At 58.6% G+C, this 20,418-nt stretch carries 17 protein-coding genes; 13 read left to right on the top strand and 4 right to left on the bottom strand.

The features are described 5' to 3' along the window. The first annotated feature begins 4 nt into the window (after positions 1-4). The 7 genes from ATO7_RS14155 to ATO7_RS14125 all read left to right on the top strand — a co-directional run bounded on the left by ATO7_RS14155 (position 5) and on the right by ATO7_RS14125 (position 5,581). Positions 5-2,191, top strand: coding sequence for a molybdopterin-containing oxidoreductase family protein (locus ATO7_RS14155; protein WP_083562755.1), 2,187 nt, complete (start codon positions 5-7; stop codon positions 2,189-2,191). 8 nt (positions 2,192-2,199) lie between these two features. After that, positions 2,200-2,418 carry a hypothetical protein gene (locus tag ATO7_RS14150; protein ID WP_146680365.1) on the top strand — a complete coding sequence of 73 codons (219 nt, stop codon included), beginning with the start codon at positions 2,200-2,202 and terminating at the stop codon, positions 2,416-2,418. A 62-nt stretch (positions 2,419-2,480) separates the two neighbouring features. Next, positions 2,481-3,482 (top strand): GTP 3',8-cyclase MoaA, encoded by a 1,002-nt coding sequence (moaA, locus tag ATO7_RS14145; RefSeq protein WP_083562751.1) that lies wholly within the window; start codon positions 2,481-2,483, stop codon positions 3,480-3,482. Between the two features lies 1 nt (position 3,483). Then, positions 3,484-3,729: a hypothetical protein gene (locus tag ATO7_RS14140; protein ID WP_083562749.1), complete on the top strand. Its 246-nt coding sequence runs from the start codon at positions 3,484-3,486 to the stop codon at positions 3,727-3,729. 8 nt (positions 3,730-3,737) lie between these two features. After that, on the top strand, positions 3,738-4,214 hold the full coding sequence (locus tag ATO7_RS14135; RefSeq protein ID WP_206044935.1) for a molybdenum cofactor biosynthesis protein MoaE: 477 nt from the start codon (positions 3,738-3,740) through the stop codon (positions 4,212-4,214). A 60-nt stretch (positions 4,215-4,274) separates the two neighbouring features. Continuing rightward, a complete protein-coding gene (gene moaC / locus ATO7_RS14130) occupies positions 4,275-4,781 on the top strand; it encodes a cyclic pyranopterin monophosphate synthase MoaC (protein WP_083562936.1) in 507 nt (168 codons plus the stop codon). Then, positions 4,778-5,581 carry a HesA/MoeB/ThiF family protein gene (locus tag ATO7_RS14125; protein ID WP_158523217.1) on the top strand — a complete coding sequence of 268 codons (804 nt, stop codon included), beginning with the start codon at positions 4,778-4,780 and terminating at the stop codon, positions 5,579-5,581. Before moaC ends, ATO7_RS14125 begins: the two co-directional genes overlap by 4 nt. 63 nt (positions 5,582-5,644) lie before the next feature. On the opposite strand, the gene ATO7_RS14120 is transcribed toward ATO7_RS14125, so the two are convergent. Beyond that, positions 5,645-6,277 (bottom strand): TetR/AcrR family transcriptional regulator, encoded by a 633-nt coding sequence (locus ATO7_RS14120; RefSeq protein ID WP_083562742.1) that lies wholly within the window; start codon positions 6,275-6,277, stop codon positions 5,645-5,647. 244 nt (positions 6,278-6,521) lie between these two features. Between ATO7_RS14120 and ATO7_RS14115 the strand changes: the two genes are divergently transcribed. After that, complete coding sequence (locus ATO7_RS14115; RefSeq protein WP_206044934.1) at positions 6,522-7,472, top strand: MBL fold metallo-hydrolase; 951 nt, start codon at positions 6,522-6,524, stop codon at positions 7,470-7,472. Positions 7,473-7,581: 109 nt separating this feature from the next. After that, positions 7,582-8,184: a hypothetical protein gene (locus ATO7_RS14110; RefSeq protein ID WP_083562738.1), complete on the top strand. Its 603-nt coding sequence runs from the start codon at positions 7,582-7,584 to the stop codon at positions 8,182-8,184. 10 nt (positions 8,185-8,194) lie between these two features. Here the strand turns inward: ATO7_RS14110 and ATO7_RS14105 are convergent, their stop codons facing one another. The 3 genes from ATO7_RS14105 to metE form a co-directional block, all read right to left on the bottom strand. Beyond that, positions 8,195-10,258, bottom strand: a complete 2,064-nt coding sequence (locus ATO7_RS14105) for an alkaline phosphatase D family protein (protein ID WP_083562737.1) — start codon at positions 10,256-10,258, stop codon at positions 8,195-8,197. 172 nt (positions 10,259-10,430) lie between these two features. Then, positions 10,431-11,681: a serine hydroxymethyltransferase gene (gene glyA / locus ATO7_RS14100; RefSeq protein ID WP_083562736.1), complete on the bottom strand. Its 1,251-nt coding sequence runs from the start codon at positions 11,679-11,681 to the stop codon at positions 10,431-10,433. 9 nt (positions 11,682-11,690) lie between these two features. Beyond that, positions 11,691-13,985: a 5-methyltetrahydropteroyltriglutamate--homocysteine S-methyltransferase gene (gene metE, locus ATO7_RS14095; RefSeq protein ID WP_083562734.1), complete on the bottom strand. Its 2,295-nt coding sequence runs from the start codon at positions 13,983-13,985 to the stop codon at positions 11,691-11,693. A 105-nt stretch (positions 13,986-14,090) separates the two neighbouring features. Between metE and ATO7_RS14090 the strand changes: the two genes are divergently transcribed. The 4 genes from ATO7_RS14090 (at position 14,091) to asd (ending at position 20,417) form a co-directional block, all read left to right on the top strand. Then, positions 14,091-15,002 carry a LysR family transcriptional regulator gene (locus ATO7_RS14090; RefSeq protein ID WP_206044933.1) on the top strand — a complete coding sequence of 304 codons (912 nt, stop codon included), beginning with the start codon at positions 14,091-14,093 and terminating at the stop codon, positions 15,000-15,002. A gap of 140 nt (positions 15,003-15,142) precedes the next feature. Further along, the gene (locus ATO7_RS14085; RefSeq protein ID WP_083562731.1) at positions 15,143-16,825 is read left to right on the top strand and encodes an aminotransferase class III-fold pyridoxal phosphate-dependent enzyme; all 1,683 of its coding nucleotides are present in this window, start codon (positions 15,143-15,145) and stop codon (positions 16,823-16,825) included. Beyond that, positions 16,822-19,536 (top strand): glycosyltransferase, encoded by a 2,715-nt coding sequence (locus ATO7_RS14080; RefSeq protein ID WP_083562729.1) that lies wholly within the window; start codon positions 16,822-16,824, stop codon positions 19,534-19,536. The genes ATO7_RS14085 and ATO7_RS14080 overlap by 4 nt, the downstream gene beginning before the upstream one ends. Then, complete coding sequence (gene asd / locus ATO7_RS14075; protein WP_083562727.1) at positions 19,533-20,417, top strand: archaetidylserine decarboxylase; 885 nt, start codon at positions 19,533-19,535, stop codon at positions 20,415-20,417. The genes ATO7_RS14080 and asd overlap by 4 nt, the downstream gene beginning before the upstream one ends. Position 20,418: the final 1 nt, after the last annotated feature.

Here is a 20,418-nt window from a genome sequence, read left to right as displayed (position 1 = left end):
CACTATGGAAACCAAACACGTCCTCTGTGCAACCTGCGACATCTCATGTCAGCTGGTGGCAACTCGAAAGCCTGGGGAGAAGGACTTCACCCTGAGTGGAGACTACGACAACCCCATGGGGCCCGGTGCGATCTGTGCCAAGGGCAAGCTTGCCCAAACCACGTTTGAGCATCCCAATCGCTTGCTCCATCCGCTCAAACGCGTGGGGGAGCGCGGCGCAGGTCAGTGGCAACAGATCTCCTGGGAACAGGCGATGGACGAAATCGCCGAGAAGCTGCAAGGCATTGTGGACCGCTATGGTGCTGAGTCTCTGGCGGTCACCAGCGGACCCTGGAACTGCTCGACGGAGTCGGGCATGACGCGGCGCTTCATGAACATTCTGGGAACACCGAACTATCTTTCACCTGTGGCGCTTTGCCTGGGTAATACGGCCGCGGTGAATCGATTCACCTATGGCTGGATGCCGATGCCCGATTTCGAAAACACCAATTGCGTCGTTTTGATGGGCCACAACACCAACTCCCAGAACTGGGTTTGGGAATATGTACGGCTGCGCTTGGCTGAGCAGCGCGGCGCCAAACTGATCGTGATGGACCCACGACGCAGCCCGACGGCTGAACGTGCCGCTTTTCATCTGGCCCTGAAGCCGGGCACGGACGTGATGCTGTGCCTGGGCTGGATCAACGTGATTATCGAAGAGCAGCTTTACGACAAAGCTTTTGTTCGGGACTGGACGGTGGGTTTCGATGCTCTGGCCAAGCGCATCCGCGACGACTATCCACTGCAGCGCGTGTGCGACGTTACCGGTTTGAATGAGACAGAGATTCGCGAGTCCGCGCGCCTTTATGCCACATCCAAGGGCGCGATCATTCCGTGGTCACCGATTACTGATCAGCAGGTCAGCAGTACGTCGGCGATTCGGGCCATCAGCATCCTGCGGGCCATTACAGGCAATCTGGACGCGCCTGGTGGTGAGATGTTGATGGGGATTCATCAGGATCTGATCTCAGAGCCGGAGCTGGAGCTCACGGAAATGCTCAGCGATGAGCAGAAGCGCAAACAGCTAGGGTATGACGAGCACCCGGCATTCACCTTCAAAGCCGCGGACATTTTCGCAGAGCACAGTGAAAGGGTTTTTGGCCATCGTTACCCCAATCTTGTGAAAGGCACGCATATGGCCGTGCCATCGACGACTTTTAGGGCGATGGCAACCGCAGAGCCATACCCGGTGAAAGCGTTTTTCGCCATCGCCAACAACGCCTTATTTGGCTATGGCAACCAGGCTCTGGTTAAGAAAGCGATGCTGAACCAGGAATTGAATGTCTGCTTCGAACAGTTCATGACGCCGACGGCCACTCTTTGTGATTACGTGCTACCTGGTGACAGCTGGATGGAGCGGCCCAACCTAATGGACACCTACAATTGGGCGACGATCACGATGACGTCGGAGCAGCTCTATGACCCGCCTGGGGAGTGCAGAAACGTGTACGACTTGTGGCACGACCTCGCCGTGCGGATGGGCATGCAGGAGTGGTTTCCGTGGCGCAATGTTGAAGAGTTGTTTGATCACCGGGTCTCCCGAACCGGTCTGCGTTGGCATGAGTATCTGTCCAAGTACAAGATTCAATTGGGGCACTACAAGCACTTCAATTACAGGACGACCGGCTTTGCTACGCCGTCGGGCAAAGTCGAGCTTTATTCAGAAGTGCTGGAAGGTTTCGGTTGTGATCCGCTGCCGTACTATCGCAATGTCGAGACCAGCGATGCGTTCCCGTTGAAGATGTTTGTCGGTTTGCGCGAACCGCAGTTCTTCCAGTCGGGCCAGCGTCACAACCGGCGCTTGAGAAAAAGCAATCGTTATCCCCGCACGTTCGTAAATGCGGTCGATGCTGCCTCCTATGGTCTGACTGAAGGCGAGTGGGCGAAGATCGAGACCGTTGCCGGGCGCTTGTTCATGATGGTGACGATCAGGGATGACGTGCCGCCCGGCCTAATTCGCGTGCCGCATGGCTGGTGGCTGCCTGAAGAGCACGACCTTGGTGCGGACGATCACAATGATGGCCTGGTGATTCCTGATGATCAGGAATATCTCGACCGCGAGCAGGGCATTCCTCATATGAAGGGCGTGCCGTGCCGTATCACGGCATGTGCACCGCCCAGAGATTTCGTCGGCATTGGTGCACTTCAATGAGCACCAAATTGGCCGAGATCAAAGCCAGGCTGCTGATGCGCGTCGCGGGCTTTATCGGACAGCGTCATACGGTGTTCTGGAAACGCTGGATCGCACGCTCAGCAGTGCGGCTGAATTTGCTGCGGCACGGACGAGATCCGCTTGGATTCCTGCAATCCGAAGACTCGATCGATCATATGGATTATGAGGCCACCGATGATGCGGCCGAATGTGGCAAAAGCCATTGATGGTGATCTGGTGGCCGCGGTGAATCCGGGATGTGCGCGGTCGCGGCTGCGGGGAGCATGTTATGACCAGTAATCGGCTCCGCGATGGCCATGGCCGAGATATTCGATACCTGCGCCTATCGGTGACCGACCGTTGCGACATGCGTTGCACCTATTGCATGGCGGAAACCATGCAATTCGCACCGACTCGCGAGCTGTTGAGTCTGGACGAACTGGATCGACTGGCCAGCGCCTTTATTAAAAGAGGTGTGCGTAAGTTGCGTTTGACCGGTGGAGAGCCGCTGGTGCGTGCTGGGGTGGTGGATCTGATCACCAGTTTGGGGCGCCACCTCAGGCGAGGTGCACTGGATGAACTCACCTTGACTACCAATGGGTCGCAACTGGTTCGCCATGCCGACGCATTGGCTGCAGCAGGTGTGCGGCGCATCAATGTTTCGCTGGACTCTTTGAATCCAAAAACTTACCAGCGTGTGACCCGAGGTGCTAGCCTTCGGCGCGCCTTGGATGGGATTGCTGCCGCTCAGCGCACAGGCATAGCGGTCAAAATCAACGCGGTCGCACTGGCCCAGGACAATGCGGATGAAATGCCGGAGTTGCTGCACGGTGTGCACGCTCTGGCTTGCGATCTGACACTGATCGAGGTCATGCCAATCGGTGATGTAGGGCGCGATCGAGCCGATCAGTTCCTGCCCTTGACGGCTGTCAGGCGACAGCTTGAACAGCACTTCACACTGATCCCGTCATCGCTCAAAACGGGCGGTCCTGCCCGCTATTGGCAGGTCTCCGAAACCGGGCGACAACTGGGCCTGATCTCGCCGCTCACGCGGAATTTCTGTGCCGATTGCAACCGCGTGCGGGTCAGCGCGAAGGGCCGATTGTATTTGTGCCTGGGACACATGGATGGGGCAGATTTGAGAGCCCCATTACGCGCCGATTCCACGGATGAAGCCATCCATCGGGTTCTTGATGAGGCATTAGCGCACAAGCCGCAGCGTCATGAGTTCGATGTACAGCGCGGAGCGAAGCCCGCGGTGGTGCGGTTCATGTCGGCAACGGGAGGTTAGTGTGCACATCGCGTTCTACGGCCAAATCGCCGATATTGCAGGACACTCACGGCATTTTGATGTGCCGGAGACGGTATCCAATCTGCAAGACTTGCTCGATTGTTTAGGCCGTTGTGATGCGGTGCTTGCCGAGGCCTTGGGTCGGCCGGGCATTTTTTTGGCCATTGATGATGTGATCGTAGGTCCGGATGCGGATCTGCGGGGGGCTCGTCAAGTGGTCATCGGCTCCGTGATCTCGGGCGGCTGAGTATGCCTTTGCTGATTGAGCTGTCGACGCAACAGTTGGAGCCGTCGTCTTATCACCGTGCTTTCATACAGGCGCATGTCGGTCACAGCGGCGCTATTGTTTCGTTCACTGGCCTGGTTCGTGACGCGCTGGGTGAGGTCGCCGTGAACTCATTGCATCTTGACCATCATCCTGTGATCACGCGCGCGTGCATCGAAGACTTTGCCGTTCAGGCTATTTCCCGCTGGGCGCTTGACGGTGTTTGGGTCGTGCACCGAGTGGGGCGCGTAAATGCGCCAGACCCCATTGTTTTCGTTGCAACTGCGGCGCCACATCGGCGTGCCGCTTTTGAAGCGGCGGATTATTTGTTGGATCGGCTTAAGCAGGACACGCCGTTCTGGAAGCGCGAGAGCACTGTGCGAGGTTGTCATTGGGTTGAACCTTCAGAGGCTGACCGAATTTCGGGTGCACGCTGGAGCGCGCTTGCTGCCGCATCAAGATCCTAGCCAAACCGGAATTGAAACAGACCATCCCTCGTGATGTTCATAAACCTGCGAGATTCGTTCATGAGCCAATCATCAAGCCATTTAATAACCCATCTGGATGCTCAAGGCCGCTTGCGCATGGTTGATGTGTCTGACAAGAACGTCACCTCGCGCACCGCCATAGCCGAGGGGGTTGTGCGTATGTCACAGACGGCGTTCGAGGTGTTGCGAGATGGTCGAGCAGGCAAGGGTGCTGTGCTGGCCGCGGCTGAAATGGCGGCGATAGGTGGTTGTAAGCGAACAGCTGAACTGATCCCTTTGTGTCACCCTCTGTCATTGACCAAGGTCCAAGCCGTACTGACGCTGGACGCCCGCCTGCCGGGAGTGCGTGTGCAGGTCACGACCAAGACCTGTGCTCAAACGGGTGTTGAGATGGAAGCGCTAACCGGCGTGAGCGTAGCCTGCCTAACGGTGTACGACATGCTCAAAGCAGTCGACAAAGGCATGACCATAGAAGGTCTTGGTTTGTGTGAGAAGACCGGTGGGAAATCGGGTGATTGGCGCCGGGCAGGTGGGGCGCTGTCGTGATAGACCGACGCTACTCGCGGCAGACCGTACTCGATGGTCTGGGTGAAGATGGACAAGCGAGCCTGAAAACGACGCATGTCGTCATCTTTGGTCTTGGGGGTGTTGGTGGTGCCGCCGCAATCTCATTGGCGGCAGCCGGGGTCGAGAGGCTGAGCTTGTGGGATGGTGATCGGGTAGAGCTCAGCAACCTGCATCGACAAACCTTGTATTGCGAATCCGACATAGGTGCGTGGAAAGCCGATTGTGCGGCTGCACGCATCCGCGCCGTGAATTCTTGTTGCGAGGTCCACGTTCATGCCGTTGATGCGACGTCCACGCGACTACGTGAATGGGAAGCCAGATCAGGCGAGCCGCTGTCCCTGGTGATTGATGCAACAGACAATCCGGTGGCTCGAAAACTCGTGAGCACCTTTGCGCTTAGACAGCGCCTTGCTCTGATAAGCGCAGCGGCCATTGGCTGGCATGGTCAGATTAGCTGTTATCGAATGGATCTTGGCGCGGCCTGTGATCGCTGCGCGATCGCGACCAGGCCCCATGAGCTGGATCACTGTGAAGGGGCTGGTGTTGCAGGGCCGGTTCCGGCCGTGATCGGCGGGTTGGCAGCAACCGCGGCAATAAACGTGCGACTTGGCGCGGCAGATCAGACGAGCACACTGATGACTTGGGATGCGCGCGCGCAACGCTTCGGCACGCTGCAAATTCCTAAGCGATCGGCCTGCGAGTGCGCATTGCAGCAGGCAAGGCTTGAGCGAATCGACCCGCGTAAAAACGCTCGCGGCGGCGCGGACATGCGGGGATGAACAGCGGATGCGCTGAAAGTACGGCGTGTATTCATCTCGAGACATACGCGCTGTGCAGGCGTGCTATGGCTGCAACGATGGTGTGGGGCAGGCGTGCTGGCTGAGGAACATTTGAGTGGTGGTGCTGACCAGGTGATTGCGCTCCGCACTGGATAATGGCGGGTGGCCGAGCGTCACCTGTGGCCAGAAGGCGAAGCCCTTGATCAGCGCCTGCAGCTGCTGGCTGGCGTAAACGGGGTCGCTGGGTGATAGGCGTCCGTCTTCAAGTGCCGAACGTATCCAGCGCGTTAATCCGCTTTCCTGATTCGCCATGCGTTCAAGAAATGGTCGTGCGCGTTGTGGGGTGTGTATGAGTTCCGCGATGGCCACGCGAGCAAGGTCGAGAAATTTCGCATCGGAATAGAGCTGCACACAGGCGTCCACCAACTCGGCGAGCTGTGTGTCCAGCGCTTGATCATTCCGGTAGGGCACATCCAGACACGCGTTGCCGCTGACCCAAAGCTTTTCCAGGATATGCTCGAACAAGCCGTCCTTGCTGGGGAAATGGTTGTAGACCGTGCGCTTGGACACCCCCGCATCGGCGGCAATCTGATCCATGCTGGTTGATGCGTAACCGTTTTTACGAAAGGCGGCAACGGCGGCTTTCAAAATGGCAGCGTGCTTGCGCTCAGCTTGCTGTTGGGTTGGTCTGGCCATGGCGATACGGGTGTTGCTGAAGCCTGCATTATTACACTTATCAGTTTACTTGATGGCGGTCGTAAACTACACTTGAAAGTGTACTTATGCTTGATGACCCATGGCATTCCCGATTTCCAATTGTTTGAGCGGAGTTCTCATCTTGTCAGTCCTCACTGCGTGCGCGGCTCAGTCGCACCATAACTACACCGAGTCCCCGCAATTTGCTGAAGGACAATTTCGCAATCGAGCACCGCGACCCGCCATGAGTTTCAAGCAGATGGTGGAAGTGAGCTGGGCGTTTTTTGTCGCCAAACCGAAAGGCACTGTGCCCGATGGCCCGATACCCGTGCTTGAGTTGGACAGGGCGACACTGGAACAGGCGCCTGATCATAGTTTGTTCCGGCTTGGCCATTCCACTGTGCTGATCAAGCTTAACAACCAGTTCTGGTTGACCGACCCGGTGTTCAGCAAACGTGCCTCACCGGTTCAATGGGCCGGGCCTGCGCGTTTTCATGAGCTGCCCATCGACCCTGAAGAGCTGCCACCCATCGCTGGGGTCATTCTTTCGCACAATCATTACGACCATCTGGATCGGGCCGCGATTCGCATGCTTAATGAGAAAACGGCGAGGTTTTTTGCGCCGTTGGGCGTAGGTGATCAGCTTGTCCGTTGGGGGGTGCCTGCGCACAAGGTCGAACAGCTGGATTGGTGGCAATCTGCACAATTCGCCGGGGTGGAAGTTGTGGCCACGCCAGCGCAGCATTTTTCGGGCCGTGGGCTGAGCGATGGCAATCACAGTCTGTGGGCGTCGTGGGTCATCAAAGGGCCGGGTGCGCGCATCTTTTTCAGCGGTGATACCGGTTATTTCGATGGCTTCAAGGCCATTGGCCAGGCTTATGGGCCATTTGATCTGACGTTGATGGAGACCGGGGCCTACGATGAGCGTTGGGCTTATGTGCATATGCAGCCGGAGCAAACGCTGCAGGCGCATCTGGATTTGCGCGGGCGCTGGTTGCTGCCGATCCACAACGGCACGTTTGATCTGGCTTTGCATCCGTGGCAGCAGCCCTTCGAGCGCATCAGTGCACTGGCCCTTGAAGGCAACGTGCCGCTCAGCACGCCGCTCATGGGCGAGCGTGTCGACATCCTGGCTCCGCATGCGGGCCCGCGCTGGTGGGAGCAAACCGGCTCAACGGTGGCCGATATGCCATAACAAGACACGCGCTGGGGCATGATGCCCGCGACCGACTTTAGTCATCGCAGGCTCGACGTTTGCCTGGGCGCGCGTTGCAATGGCTGCCCGACCTGTCCGGACAAAAACCATGAAGGATGCACTGAGCGAATGGATTGGTAACACGCTGGTGCCCAGTCTCCAGCTGTGGCCAAGCGAAATCTACTGGGTGCTTGGCTGTGGCGCCATCGCCGTGGTCCTGCTGGCGGGTACGCTGGCGCGCCTGGTGTTTCATTTGCCATTGCGCTCCGTGCAGGGGCTGATTGCCATCGCAGCTATGGTTTTTCTCGGAACGCTGGTCGGTGCGGCGCTGAGTTTTTTCGACCACAGTCTGAACCCGCTGCTGCAGGCCAGCTTGATGGCGATTCCGATGGCGTTACCGAGCTACTTTGTTGGTGTGGCTGCTGAGCGCGCCGAGCCGGTTGTGCGCGAGGCGGTGGGTATGCCGCCCGCTGCACCACTGGAGATCAGGCCAGGTGGCATGCGCAGCGTTGTGATGCGTGAGCTCAAGGCCAAACATGTTGATCCGGACACCTGGCGTGAGGCGCAGGAGCGGGCAGAAGGTGACAAGGACAAAGCCATACCGATCTATATCGGTATGCGTTCGCGCCAGCTGTCGCAGGGCGAGGCCTCCGGCGGGATCGAAGTTGGTGTGGAAAGACTGCGTTTGAAGAGTCTCTCCGCCTCCAGCTGAGACCGCAACGCTAATCTTGGTTGTTGCTGAGCGCCGCCTTGCGCTGACGCAGGCGTTGGGCCAGCCACAGGCTGGCCGCAGTGAGCAACCACCCGCCAACCGCACCACTGCCCGTGGATGTGTCCGACCCCGGATTGTCACCAGCCCCCGCATGGTCAGATGCGATGGTTTGTGGGCTGTCAGGCACGCTGTCATTGCGTTGACCGAACACTGCCTGTGGAGCCGGCACGGGTACCAGATGAGGATTGCCCAAGGGGGTGGTGTGCTGTGCGACCAATTCCGCGCTGGTGCTGAATTCTCGCTGGGGTGAAACCCAGTTTTCCAAAATGGCCTCGGTGGTGCGCAGATGCACCATGGTATGGCCGTATTGGGCCTTCCAATTGAAGTAGATCAGGTTTGGGTTGGCCAGCTTGGCCGCTGTTTCGATGGCCACGGCGGCCGCCAGCCCCAGCGGGCGATAGAACTGATCGTAGGTTTCGGCATCGTTGAAGGGCGCAGCATCGCGTCCACCGTTCTGCTGCCAGTAGAGTTCGTCGGCGACCACGTCCTGCGCGCCGGGTCGGCCCATTGAGGTGCCAACCATTTCCACGCCGACGGGCGTGAGCGGTGAGATGCCAGCCAGCGGGATGTAGTTGGGCAGTTGCGGGTCCTCAGTCAGATCAGCGCCGAACCAGCCATGTGAGTCGCCGCTGAGCACAATGTTGTCGAGGATCTGGTTGTCGCGCAGCCAGCGGTAAAAGGTTTTGCGGTCCTCGGGGTAACCGCCCCAAGCTGTGGTGTAGATTTCAGGGCCGCGCGGATCAATGCCCAGCGTGTTCTGAAAGGCATCGGCATAAAGGCTGTAGGCGGGCGTATTTATCGTGCCGACCTGCGACATGTTGACCTGGTTGACGATCACATTGTGACGCGCGCCGCGGGCTTTGCTGGCAAGCAATGCCTGGGTCAGAAAATCCCATTGCGCATCGCCCAGCAGCTTGTTGTTGCTGGCGTTGTCGTCACGGTGGCGCCGCACATCAATCAGGATGATCGAGGCAACGTCACCGTAATCGAGCACCCGATGAGAGAAGAAGGCGTCGTTGCCGCGCGGGATTTCGACTTGCGTGTTGGGCGCGGCGAACGGGCGCCAGCGCCCGGACCCATCGGCCAGGGTCGGCCGCATCGGTGTCCATTCGTGATAAACCTCCCCGGCCTGGGCGCGGCTGATGGACTCGCCATCGTCAGCGCTGTAGTCGTCGTAGTCGTGCTGATCCGCCATCACCGCGAATGGTGCGCCCAGATGCGCGGTCAGCAGGTTTTCGTCCTGGTAGTACAGGGCATAGCGTCGACGACATTCCCCGATGTTGTGCCAGGCCCGGTTGTCGATGTCCTCATAACCGCGGATCTGAGGATTACCCTGCGCATCGGGGTATTGCCGGCTCGACATATGGTTGCCGGACACTTCGTACACCTGATCGCCAGCGTGAGTGATGAGGTCAATATCGCCACGTTCACCCATGCGCGCGTAACCATTGAAATAGTCCTGCCACCAGGAGGTGCAGGCGACATGGCCGATGGTCAGTTCGGTGATGCCGTCGCCAACCTTCGGCGCCGTGCGCGTGCGCCCGATCGGCGAGCGATAGCCCAAAGCGGTAAAGGCATACCAATAGGTTTGTGCGGAATTCAGGCCATCGGCATCTACCTTGACGGTGAAGTCGCGAGACGCATCCGTGCTGACCAGCCCGCTGTTCACCACATTGCTGAGCGCGGGATCGGTGGCAATGACCCAGGCCACGTCCACATTACGAATGCCTTGCGGGTCTGGAACCTCATTCACATCCCAGCCGCGTGCATCCGGGATGGTGATACGCGTCCACAGGATGACGCGATCGGCCAGCGGGTCGCCAGAGGCCACACCATGGCCGAATGGGAGTAGTTCCTCACGTGCCGGAAAATGCCAGGCGCCGCCCGGCAATTGACGCGAATAAGCCGGTACCTGCTGGGCCCGGACGACAGCGGGCAGGGCCGCACCGCCGAAGGCTGCGGTTGACAGGGCAACGGTGCGAACAAAATCGCGACGGTTCATCTTCTTGGCCATGGGGCGGATTCTTCACTGCGATTCGGACAACCTGCAAGAATCGCACAGCAATGTTTCGCTTCCATGGCAGCTTAAACGGCCAATCCTCAAGATCGAGCTTAAGGCCCACCAAACAGCCCCCGTTCATCAGTCGGCAGCTGGACTGATCAGGCCAGCTGCCGGCGGATTGATCTTAGCGGTAGACCGGGAAAGACTGCGTTAGCAGTGCCACCTGGTGGCGTACGCGTTCAATAGTGTCGGCGTCATCGGGCGTATCGAGTACATCGGCGACCAGATGGCCAACCTGCGCGGCTTGCTGCATGCCGAAACCGCGTGTGGTCATGGCCGGGGTGCCCAGGCGGATACCTGAGGTCACAAAAGGGGTTTGTGGATCATGCGGGATGGCGTTCTTGTTGACCGTGAGGTGTGCATGCCCCAGCGCCCGCTCAGCGTCTTTTCCAGTGATGTTCTTGCTGCGCAGGTCGACCAGCATGAGATGACTTTGGGTGCCACCCGAGACGATGCGTAAACCGCGCGCGGTCAGGCTTTCGGCCAGCGCGTGGGCGTTGTTCAGCACGTTTTGCTGATAGTCCACGAAATCTGCCGACAACGCTTCCTTGAAGGCGACCGCTTTGGCCGCGATCACATGCATCAGCGGGCCGCCCTGAAGCCCCGGAAAAATTGCACTGTTGATTTTCTTGGCGATGTTTTCGTCGTTGCACAACACCACACCTCCGCGCGGGCCTCGCAAACTCTTGTGCGTGGTGGATGTTACGACGTCGGCATGTGGCAGCGGGTTGGGGTAGAGGCCCGCTGCAATCAGGCCGGCATAATGTGCCATGTCGACCATGAACCACGCGCCCACCGCCTTGGCCACGTCGGCGAAACGCTGGAAATCGATGTGTAACGAGTAGGCCGAGGCGCCGGCGATGATCAGTTTGGGCTTATGTTTCCTGGCCAGGCGTTCCATCGCGTCGTAGTCAAGGTGCTCATCCTTATCGAGGCCGTAACTGATCGCATTGAACCATTTGCCGCTCATGTTCAGGGCCATGCCGTGGGTCAGGTGGCCGCCTTCTGCGAGGCTCATGCCCAGAATCGTATCGCCGGGTTGCAGCAGGGCCAGCAGAACAGATTGGTTGGCTTGCGAGCCGGAATTGGCCTGTACGTTCGCGAAGTTGGCGCCAAACAGCTGTTTCAGTCGGGCGATGGCCAGTTGCTCGACCTCGTCGACATGCTCGCAGCCACCGTAGTAGCGTTTGCCTGGATAACCTTCGGCGTATTTGTTGGTGAGTTGAGTGCCCTGAGCCTGCATCACCGCGGGCGAAGCATAGTTCTCCGACGCGATCAGTTCGATGTGTTCTTGCTGGCGTTGGTTTTCGGCCTCAACGGCGGCAAAGATCTCCGGGTCAATGCGGTCCAGTGTGTGATGTTGTTGAATGAACATGGACGATCCTCAGGAGGCGCTGGCGCGCAGGGTTTTGGCCGCGGCAACCATGTTGCTCAGCGCCGGACGGACCTCGTCCCATTGGCGCGTTTTAAGGCCGCAGTCCGGGTTGATCCACAGGCGCTCTGCCGGAATTCGCTCGGCGGCTTTTCTCATCAACTCGACCATCCAGCCGGTGTCCGGAATGTTCGGTGAGTGGATGTCGTACACGCCGGGGCCGATGTCATTGGGGTACTCGAAGTGCTCGAATGCATCAAGCAGTTCCATGTTGGAGCGCGAGGTTTCGATCGTGATGACATCGGCATCCATGGCGGCGATGGATTGGATGATGTCGTTGAATTCCGAGTAGCACATATGGGTGTGAATCTGCGTTTCATCCGACACGCCGTTGGCGGCGATGCGGAAGCAGGCCACCGCCCAGTCGAGGTAGTCCTGCCACTGCGTACGGCGTAGCGGCAGACCTTCGCGCAAAGCGGCCTCGTCGATCTGAATCACGCGTACACCGGCCTGTTCCAGGTCGAGCACCTCCTGACGGATCGCCAGGGCCAGTTGCTTGCAGGATTCGGAACGCGGTTGATCATCGCGTACGAACGACCAGTTGAGGATGGTCACCGGCCCGGTCAGCATGCCTTTCATGGGTTTATTGGTCAGCGACTGGGCGTAGCCAATCCAGTCGACTGTCATCGCCTGAGGGCGGCTGATGTCGCCAAACAGGATTGGCGGTTTGACGCAACGTGAGCCGTAAGACTGAACCCAACCGAACTGGCTGAAAGCGTAGCCTTCCAGTTGTTCGCCGAAGTATTCGACCATGTCGTTGCGTTCCGCCTCACCATGGACCAGCACGTCCAGTCCCAGGGCTTCCTGCTCGCGAACGCTGCGTGCAATCTCTTCGCGCATCGCTTGTTTATAGGTGTCGGCATCGACAGTTCCGGCCTTGAACTGTCGCCGCACTTGGCGAATCTCGGCGGTCTGCGGGAATGAGCCGATCGTGGTGGTCGGGTAGGAGGGCAGGTTCAGGTGGGCGGCCTGGCGGGCCGCGCGCTTGGCGTAGGTGCTGTGGCGGTGCTCAAGACGTGGGTCAATCTGCGCCAGCGCCTCGCGCACGGCGGGGTTGGTTACGCGTGTCGATGCACGGCGCGAGGCGAATGCGCGCTGGTTGGCCTGCAATGCGTCGGTGACTGCCTCGCGGCCCTGGTTCAAGGCGACGCCCAGCACACGGAGTTCTTCCAGCTTCTGCACCGCGAAGGCGAGCCATGTTTTGATCTCCGGGTCGAGCTTGGTCTCGCTGCCCAGATCGACCGGTACATGCAGCAAAGAGCAGGACGGGGCGATCCAGAGTCGCTCGCCGAGGCGCTGCGCCAGCGGCTCCAGCCAGTCGAGCAAGCCAATCAGATCGGTTTTCCAGATGTTGCGTCCGTTGATTACGCCCAGCGATAGCACTTTGTGCTCGGCCAGCATGCCGATAACCGGAAGCACATCATCTTTGCCATTGATCGCATCAAGGTGCAGGCCAGCGACAGGTAGATTGGCCGCCAGGTATGCGTTCTCTTTGAGCTGGCCGAAGTAGGTCGCCACAAGCAGCTTGATTGGGCAGCTCTTCAGTTCGTGATAGGACGTGTTGAAGGCATGTTGCCAATCCGCATCCAGTTCGCTGACCAGAATCGGCTCGTCAATTTGTACCCACTGTGCGCCTGCTTTGGCCAGGGTGGACAGCAACTGTGCATAGACCGGCAAAAGACGCGGCAGCAAATCCAGTGGATTGGACCCATCCTGGGCTTTGCTCAGGGCCAGATAGGTGAGCGGCCCAATGATCACGGGTTTTGCGTTGACCCCAAGCGCGTGTGCCTCAGCCAGCTGGTCGAGCAAGCGTGACGCATCGAGGCTGAAGCGGGTATCGGCGTCGACTTCCGGGACGATGTAGTGGTAGTTGGTATCGAACCACTTGGTCATCTCGCCCGCCGCCACGCCGTCGCAGCAGCCGGCCTGTTCTTCGGCGTCTTGCGAGCTGCGCCCGCGCGCCACACGAAAATAATTGTCCAGACTGTCGCCGGGCAGGGCCAGCACCCGGCGGGGCAGGTTGCCCAGGGTAAAGCTCATGTCGAGCATTTGATCGTAAAACGAAAAATCGCCGACCGGGACGAGGTCCAGCTGTTGCTGTTCCTGCCAATGCCGCTGACGCAGCTTAACCCCAGCGTTTTTCAGCTCATAGCATGAAGTCTGACCTTTCCAATAGGCTTCCTGAGCAAATTTGAGTTCGCGTCTGGCGCCGATGCGGGGAAAACCAAGATTGTGTGTCCATGCCATGTTGAGCGTGCTCGCAAGTAAGAATGCGCAGCATGCTAGCCAGCACGCGACATGAATAAAAATGTTAATTTCTAATCAATAGTTGAATTTCTTTCATGAAATGAAATGAGCATACTTGAGCGCAAACATCTGGAGATCATCGCGGCGGTTGACGAGCTGGGCTCGCTGACGGCGGCTGCGGATCAGCTGCATCTCACCCAATCGGCCCTGAGCCATAGCGTGCGCAAGCTCGAGGACCAGCTGGGAACGGCGATTTGGCGACGTGAAGGTCGTCGCCTGCAACCGACTCAGGCCGGCCAGTTGTTGCTGGCCGCATCGGCGCGTTTGCTGCCCCAGCTTGAACACCTGGAGCAGCGTTTGCTGCAGTTTGCGCGAGGCGAGCGCGGCACCTTACGTTTCGGGATGGAGTGCCATCCCTGCTACCAGTGGTTGCTCAAGGTGGTGGCGCCGTATCTGCAGGCCTGGCCGGGCGTGGATGTCGACGTCAAACAGAAATTTCAGTTCGGCGGCATTGGTGCATTGTTTGGCTATGACATCGACATGCTGGTCACACCTGACCCGCTTTATAAAACCGGTTTGCAGTTTGAGCCAGTGTTCGATTACGAGCAGGTTCTGGTGGTTTCGTCCACACATGCGTTGAGCCAGGTTGAGCACGTCTTGCCTGACGATTTGTCGGCCGAAACGCTGATTACCTACCCGGTCAGCCCTGATCGGCTGGATATCTACACGCGGTTTTTGACCCCCGCCGGGGCCGCGCCTCGCCGCCACAAACCCATCGAAACCACAGACATCATGTTGCAAATGGTGGCCAGTGGGCGGGGTGTGGCTGCGCTTCCGCGCTGGTTGGTTGAAGACAACGCCGAGCGTTTTGGCGTGATCCCGGTGCGTTTGGGGCCGCACGGCGTGGACAAGCAAATTTTCCTCGGCTATCGCGATGCAGATGCCCAGCTCGATTATCTGCAGGCCTTCGTAGGGCTTGCGCGACGACAGGGCCCGGAATCGGCAAAGGCACGCTGAATAGCGCATGCAGGCAGCGTTGGCAGGCGGTGTGCGGCGCATCGTCATAAATTCGCCATGCAAGTTTTGCAGGCTAGTGATGTGCGGTCAGTTGTACCGATACATCAGGAACTTGCGCTATCTCTGCCAACATAACGTTGATGGCCCTTGCTGTAGGCGCCATCGTATTGATCCCCCGGGTGATCATCCGCTTACGCCTGTCGGCTGCGAAACATCCCTCAGTTCGCGGTCATGCGCGTATGAGTCGACGCATTGCACGGCTGGTTCCGGATTTTCGTTACAGCTCAGATGCATTCTTTCAAACCGATGATGCCCCTGAAGAGATCGCGCAGCAGCGTCGCGCCGCGTTAGAACGTCTTCAGGCCGGGGCTTCAGAGCGCTCGGCGCACGTTTTACGCGCCAGCCGCGAGCTTGAATCGCAAGTGTCTGATGTTGCCTTCACGGCACGCTATCGGGTGCCGTTTCCTTATCGCGATGGCCTGCCCGCAGCCTTGCGCTACGGCAGCCTGGCGCAGGAAACGCGCGGCAATCAGATCTGTGATCTGGATGGCCAGTGGCGTTACGACCTGTCGGGTTCGTACGGCGTAAACGTATTCGGATATGGGTTCTACAAGCAATGCCTGGCGGCGGGGTTTGAGCGCGCCAAAGACCTGGGGCCGGTGCTCGGTCCTTACCATCCGGACATCCAGTACAACGTGGCCGCCTTGCGACGCATTTCGGGCCTGGATGAGGTGTCGTTTCATATGTCGGGCACCGAAGCCGTCATGCAGGCGGTGCGATTGGCCAGATATCACACGCGGCGCAGCCATCTTGTTCGTCTGTGCGGTTCCTACCACGGCTGGTGGGATGGGGTGCAACCCGGGGTGGGCAACTCACGCAAGGTGAATGATGTGTACACCTTGGCCGACCTCAGCGACAAGACCCTGGCGGTGTTGGCCACGCGCAAGGACATCGCCTGCGTACTGATCAACCCGATGCAGGCGATGCACCCAAACAGAGATGCGCCGGGTGACTCGACATTGCTGAGCAGTCGTCGAAGCACTGATTTTGAGCGTGAACGCTACACCGTGTGGTTGAAGAAAATTCGTGACATTTGCACGCGCCGCGGCATTGTTCTGATCTTCGATGAGGTCTTCACGGGATTTCGCCTGGGCTTGCGTGGTGCTCAGGAATACTTCGGTGTGCAGGCCGACATGGTCACTTACGGCAAAACCTTGGGCGGGGGGTTGCCCATAGGTGTGCTGTGTGGGCGCCATGCATTGATGGCGCGTTTTCGGCCCGAACAACCGGCCAATGTGTGCTTTGCGCGCGGCACCTTCAACGCCCATCCATATGTCATGAGCAGCATGCGGACGTTCTTGGCTTACGCGCAGTCGGATGAGGCGGGGCAGTGCTATGCCGCTGCTGATGCGCTCTGGCAAGCCCGGGTGAGCGCGCTGAATGAGCAGCTGGCCGAGCAGCGTCTGCCGATCAAGCTGGCCAACATGCACAGCGTGATCACGGTGCTTTATACCCAGCCATCGCGCTACAACTGGATGTTCCAGTTCTATCTGCGCGAAGCCGGACTGGAGCTGGGTTGGACCGGTACCGGGCGTTTGATTATGAGCCTGGCCTACAGCGACGAGGAATTCGCCGAGATTGGCCGTCGCTTGATTGCGGCGGCCACGCGTATGAATCAGGACGGTTGGTGGTGGCCAGGGGCGCATCTCAGTAACCGCTGGATTGTTCGACGCTTCGCGCTTGATGTGCTGCGGAGCAAGTTTGCTTTGCGCGCTATGCGCCCGCCGGAGCAGGTTGCGCAGGTCAATGGGGATCTGTCATGACTGCGCAGCGGCCGGGTGCGGGCGGTTACTCCTTTCGCGATCAGCTACGCGCCGAATTCGATCATTTTCTGAGCGCGGAGCAGTTGCGCTTTGCCGATAAGGACTGCCTGCGTATTGACCTGCATTGTCACGATCGCAACAGTGATGTGCCGGACGAACTATGGGGACGTTTGCTCGGCCTGCCCGAAACCTGGCTGAAAACCAAGTCCCTGGTGCGTCAACTCCGACGCAGCGGCTGTGATGTGGTGACCGTGACCAACCACAATAACGCACGGTCTTGCTGGGAATTGATGGAGCGCGGCGAAGATGTGCTGTCGGCGGCCGAGTTCACCTGCCTGTTTCCCGAATACGACCTGTATCTGCACGTGCTGGCTTACGGGTTTACGCCGGCCCAGGAAGTCGCGTTTCAGGCCAAGCGCGGCAACGTTTATGAATTTGTTCGCTTTGCGGCGCAGGAAAACATCCCTCTGGTGTTGCCTCATCCGTTGTATTTCTACACGCGCAACGAACATATCGATCTGGTGCTGTTCCAGAAACTGGCACTGATGTTTCAGCGCTTCGAAGTGCTCAATGGGCAGCGCGACTTGTGGCAAAGCGTGCTGACGCTCAACTGGGTGCAATCACTGCAGCCAGAGCAGCTTGATGACTGGCGGCGTGCACATGGTCTTGACCCAGCCGATTTCGGGGTTGATCCGGAAAAGCCCAAGGTGCTGACCGGTGGTTCCGACGATCACATGGGGCTGACCGCCGGCCAGTGTGGCAGCCGCCTGTACGTTGCCGATCTGGATCGGCGCCGGGCCACGGAGCCCTTGTCCCAGCTGGCGCTGGAAGCGCTGCGAACAGGCCAGGTCTCGCCTTATGGCAGCGTGGCGGAAAACGAGCGCTTGAGCACCGCATTGCTCGACTACTTCGTGCAGATCACCACGCATATGAAGGATCCGGGGCTGTTGCGTCTGGTGCTTCATCGCGGCGAGGCCAGTGACAAGCTGGCCTGTCTTGCCATCGGCAATCTGTTGCTGGAAATCAAGCACCACAAGAAAACCAAGCGCTTTGTCGGGCTTGTTCATGATGCTTTACATGGCAAGCGCCCTGGCCGTTTGCTCAAGTGGAATGTTTCCCAGGATTACCAGTTCTGCGTGCGTGAGCTTGAGCGTATCGCACAAGCTCGCCAAACCACGCCGGCTGAGTTTGAGCAGACGGTGGATGACGCTATTGCGGTTTTGTTCCACCAGCTTTCACGCCTGTCGATCAAGCGCTTGAACAAATGCTTCGAAAAACGCGGGCAGCTGCGTATCGAAGAGCTGAGCGCTGAGCAACTGACACGCAGCTTCGAACTGCCCTTGCAGTTGTCAGCTTTGGCCTATGGGCGCTCGCCACGCGGTAAGAACATCAGCGGCGTCAATGTTGGTGAGGTACTGGACAGCCTGTCTTTTCCAACCTTGATGATGCTGGTGCTGGCGGGGGCGCAATTGGCCAGCGCCAACGCGCTGTACAAGAACCGGCCTTTTCTCAACGCCTTTGCCGAGCATCTGGGGCGCAACCAGCATCAGAGGCGAGGGCTGTATCTGACAGACACTTTGCGTGACCGCAATGGAGTGTCACATTCCTTGTCGGGCAAGCTGGCTGAAATTCAGCGTCAGGATCACGCGCTGGATTTCCTGATCTGTCATGAAAATGCCGAGCCGGATCGTCATCTGCATGTGGTCCGCCCGTTGGTGAATTTTGCCCTACCGCAATATCAGCAGCAGCCGATTCGGGTGCCGGACGTGCTGGAAATTGCGCGCCTGTTCTATCGCGGCGGGTATGACCGTGTGATCTGTTCGACCGAAGGTCCGATGGTTGCTGTGGCCTTGTTTCTCAAAATCATGTTCAACGTGCCGGTGTATTTCTTCATGCACACCGATTGGCTGGATTTCATCCGCCACACCACGTCGTTGAACGCGCACGAGCAGGACCGTGTACGCCGCTTGCTGCGCGCCCTGTATCACCAGTTCGACGGTGTGTTTGTGCTCAATTCCGACCACAAGAACTGGTTGACCAGTGCGGCCATGGGTCTACCCGAATCTCGTGTTCATTTGACTGCACATCATGTGGAGGATCATCAGCAACAGCCTCGGGATCTCACCCTCAAGTCGAGCCTGTTTGATGATGCTGACCAGGCCACGCCTGTGCTGTTTGTGGCCTGCCGCTTGAGTCGCGAAAAGGGCATTTTAGAGTTGCCGGACATCTACCGTCAGGCGCGTGCCCGCGTGCCTGATCTGCGCCTGGTGATTGCCGGTGTGGGGCCGGATGAAGATGCTTTGAAGCAAGCCTGTCCTGATGCACTGTTTCTGGGCTGGGTTGATCGTCAACGTATTGCTCAGCTTTATGCCGGGCTGGATCTGTTTGTATTTCCGTCGCGTTTCGACACCTTTGGCAATGTGATCCTGGAAGCTTTCACCCAAGGGATGCCTGTGGTCAGCTATGACTGCAAGGGCCCCAAGGACATTATCCAGCACGGGCGCAATGGTTATCTGGTCGATACCCAGGCCGCGATGGTCCAGGCCATCGTGGAGCACTTTGAGCAACGCCAACGTCACGCCGATATGGCGGAGGCGGCGCGCGTGCGCGTGCGTGACTACGCCGCTGAGCCGATCATGCAGAGGTTTCTCGAGCAGCTTGGCCTTGCTGCCGAGACTGGTGATGTCGCGCAACCGGCGGCACAGGTATGAACAGCTCCGTTCGCAAGCTGGATCAATGGGAGCAGCTCAATTTTCTGCTGACCAATCGCCTGCCACGCCATGCCCTGACACGGTTCATGGGCTGGTTTAGTCGCATCGAAAATCGCTGGCTCGCCCGTGTCTCGATCGCATTGTGGCAACGATTTGCGGACGATCTGCGCCTGGATGAAGCTGAGCAACAGCAGTTCAACAGTTTGCGCGCTTGTTTCATCCGTCGTTTACGCCCTGGAGCGCGGCCTGTTGATACGCGCCCGAACATTCTGATCAGCCCGTGCGACGCGGTGATTGGCGAGTGCGGTGAGATTCGCGGGCGTACGGTGTTCCAAGCCAAAGGCTATCCCTATGAACTGGATGAGCTGATACCCGATCCGCAAATCCAGCAGAAATACCAGGACGGGGTGTATGTGACCTTACGCCTGAAGTCGAGCATGTATCACCGCTTTCATGCGCCGGTGGATTGCACGATCCAGCAGATCGAATACGTCTCAGGTGACACCTGGAACGTTAATCCGCCCGCGCTCAAACGTATAGAAAAGCTCTATTGCCGCAATGAGCGGGCCGTGGTGCCGCTGGTCGATACGGCAACTGCAGGCAGTGTGTGTCTGGTCCCGGTGGCGGCCATTTTAGTTGCCAGTATGCAGTTTCACGGGCTCGATGAGCCCCTGGATTTGAGTTACGCCGGGCCCAATCGCATTGCAATTTCGGAGCAGTACAGCAAAGGCGATGAGATCGGCTATTTCCAGCACGGCTCCACCATCGTGCTGTTTGCGACCAAAAATTTTGAACTGCTGCCCGGGCGTGAGCCAGGTGTAGTGATTCGTATGGGCGAACCTTTGCTCAGCGACAGTTCGACCACTCCAGATGCTCTCTGAG

Source organism: Oceanococcus atlanticus, from assembly GCF_002088235.1.
Lineage (GTDB): Bacteria > Pseudomonadota > Gammaproteobacteria > Nevskiales > Oceanococcaceae > Oceanococcus > Oceanococcus atlanticus.
The sequence above is the reverse complement of the archived record's forward strand: the minus strand, read 5'-3'. Positions and strand labels throughout refer to the sequence as shown.

Bases quoted from the DNA above. Each gene is read 5' to 3' on its own strand.
- ATO7_RS14155 (WP_083562755.1), top strand. From the start codon at position 5: ATGGAAACCAAACACGTCCTCTGTGCAACCTGCGACATCTCATGTCAG.
- moaA (WP_083562751.1), top strand. From the start codon at position 2,481: ATGACCAGTAATCGGCTCCGCGATGGCCATGGCCGAGATATTCGATAC.
- moaC (WP_083562936.1), top strand. From the start codon at position 4,275: ATGAGCCAATCATCAAGCCATTTAATAACCCATCTGGATGCTCAAGGC.
- ATO7_RS14120 (WP_083562742.1), bottom strand. From the start codon at position 6,277: ATGGCCAGACCAACCCAACAGCAAGCTGAGCGCAAGCACGCTGCCATT.
- ATO7_RS14115 (WP_206044934.1), top strand. From the start codon at position 6,522: ATGAGTTTCAAGCAGATGGTGGAAGTGAGCTGGGCGTTTTTTGTCGCC.
- ATO7_RS14110 (WP_083562738.1), top strand. From the start codon at position 7,582: ATGAAGGATGCACTGAGCGAATGGATTGGTAACACGCTGGTGCCCAGT.
- ATO7_RS14105 (WP_083562737.1), bottom strand. From the start codon at position 10,258: ATGGCCAAGAAGATGAACCGTCGCGATTTTGTTCGCACCGTTGCCCTG.
- glyA (WP_083562736.1), bottom strand. From the start codon at position 11,681: ATGTTCATTCAACAACATCACACACTGGACCGCATTGACCCGGAGATC.
- metE (WP_083562734.1), bottom strand. From the start codon at position 13,985: ATGGCATGGACACACAATCTTGGTTTTCCCCGCATCGGCGCCAGACGC.
- ATO7_RS14090 (WP_206044933.1), top strand. From the start codon at position 14,091: ATGAGCATACTTGAGCGCAAACATCTGGAGATCATCGCGGCGGTTGAC.
- ATO7_RS14085 (WP_083562731.1), top strand. From the start codon at position 15,143: ATGGCCCTTGCTGTAGGCGCCATCGTATTGATCCCCCGGGTGATCATC.
- ATO7_RS14080 (WP_083562729.1), top strand. From the start codon at position 16,822: ATGACTGCGCAGCGGCCGGGTGCGGGCGGTTACTCCTTTCGCGATCAG.
- asd (WP_083562727.1), top strand. From the start codon at position 19,533: ATGAACAGCTCCGTTCGCAAGCTGGATCAATGGGAGCAGCTCAATTTT.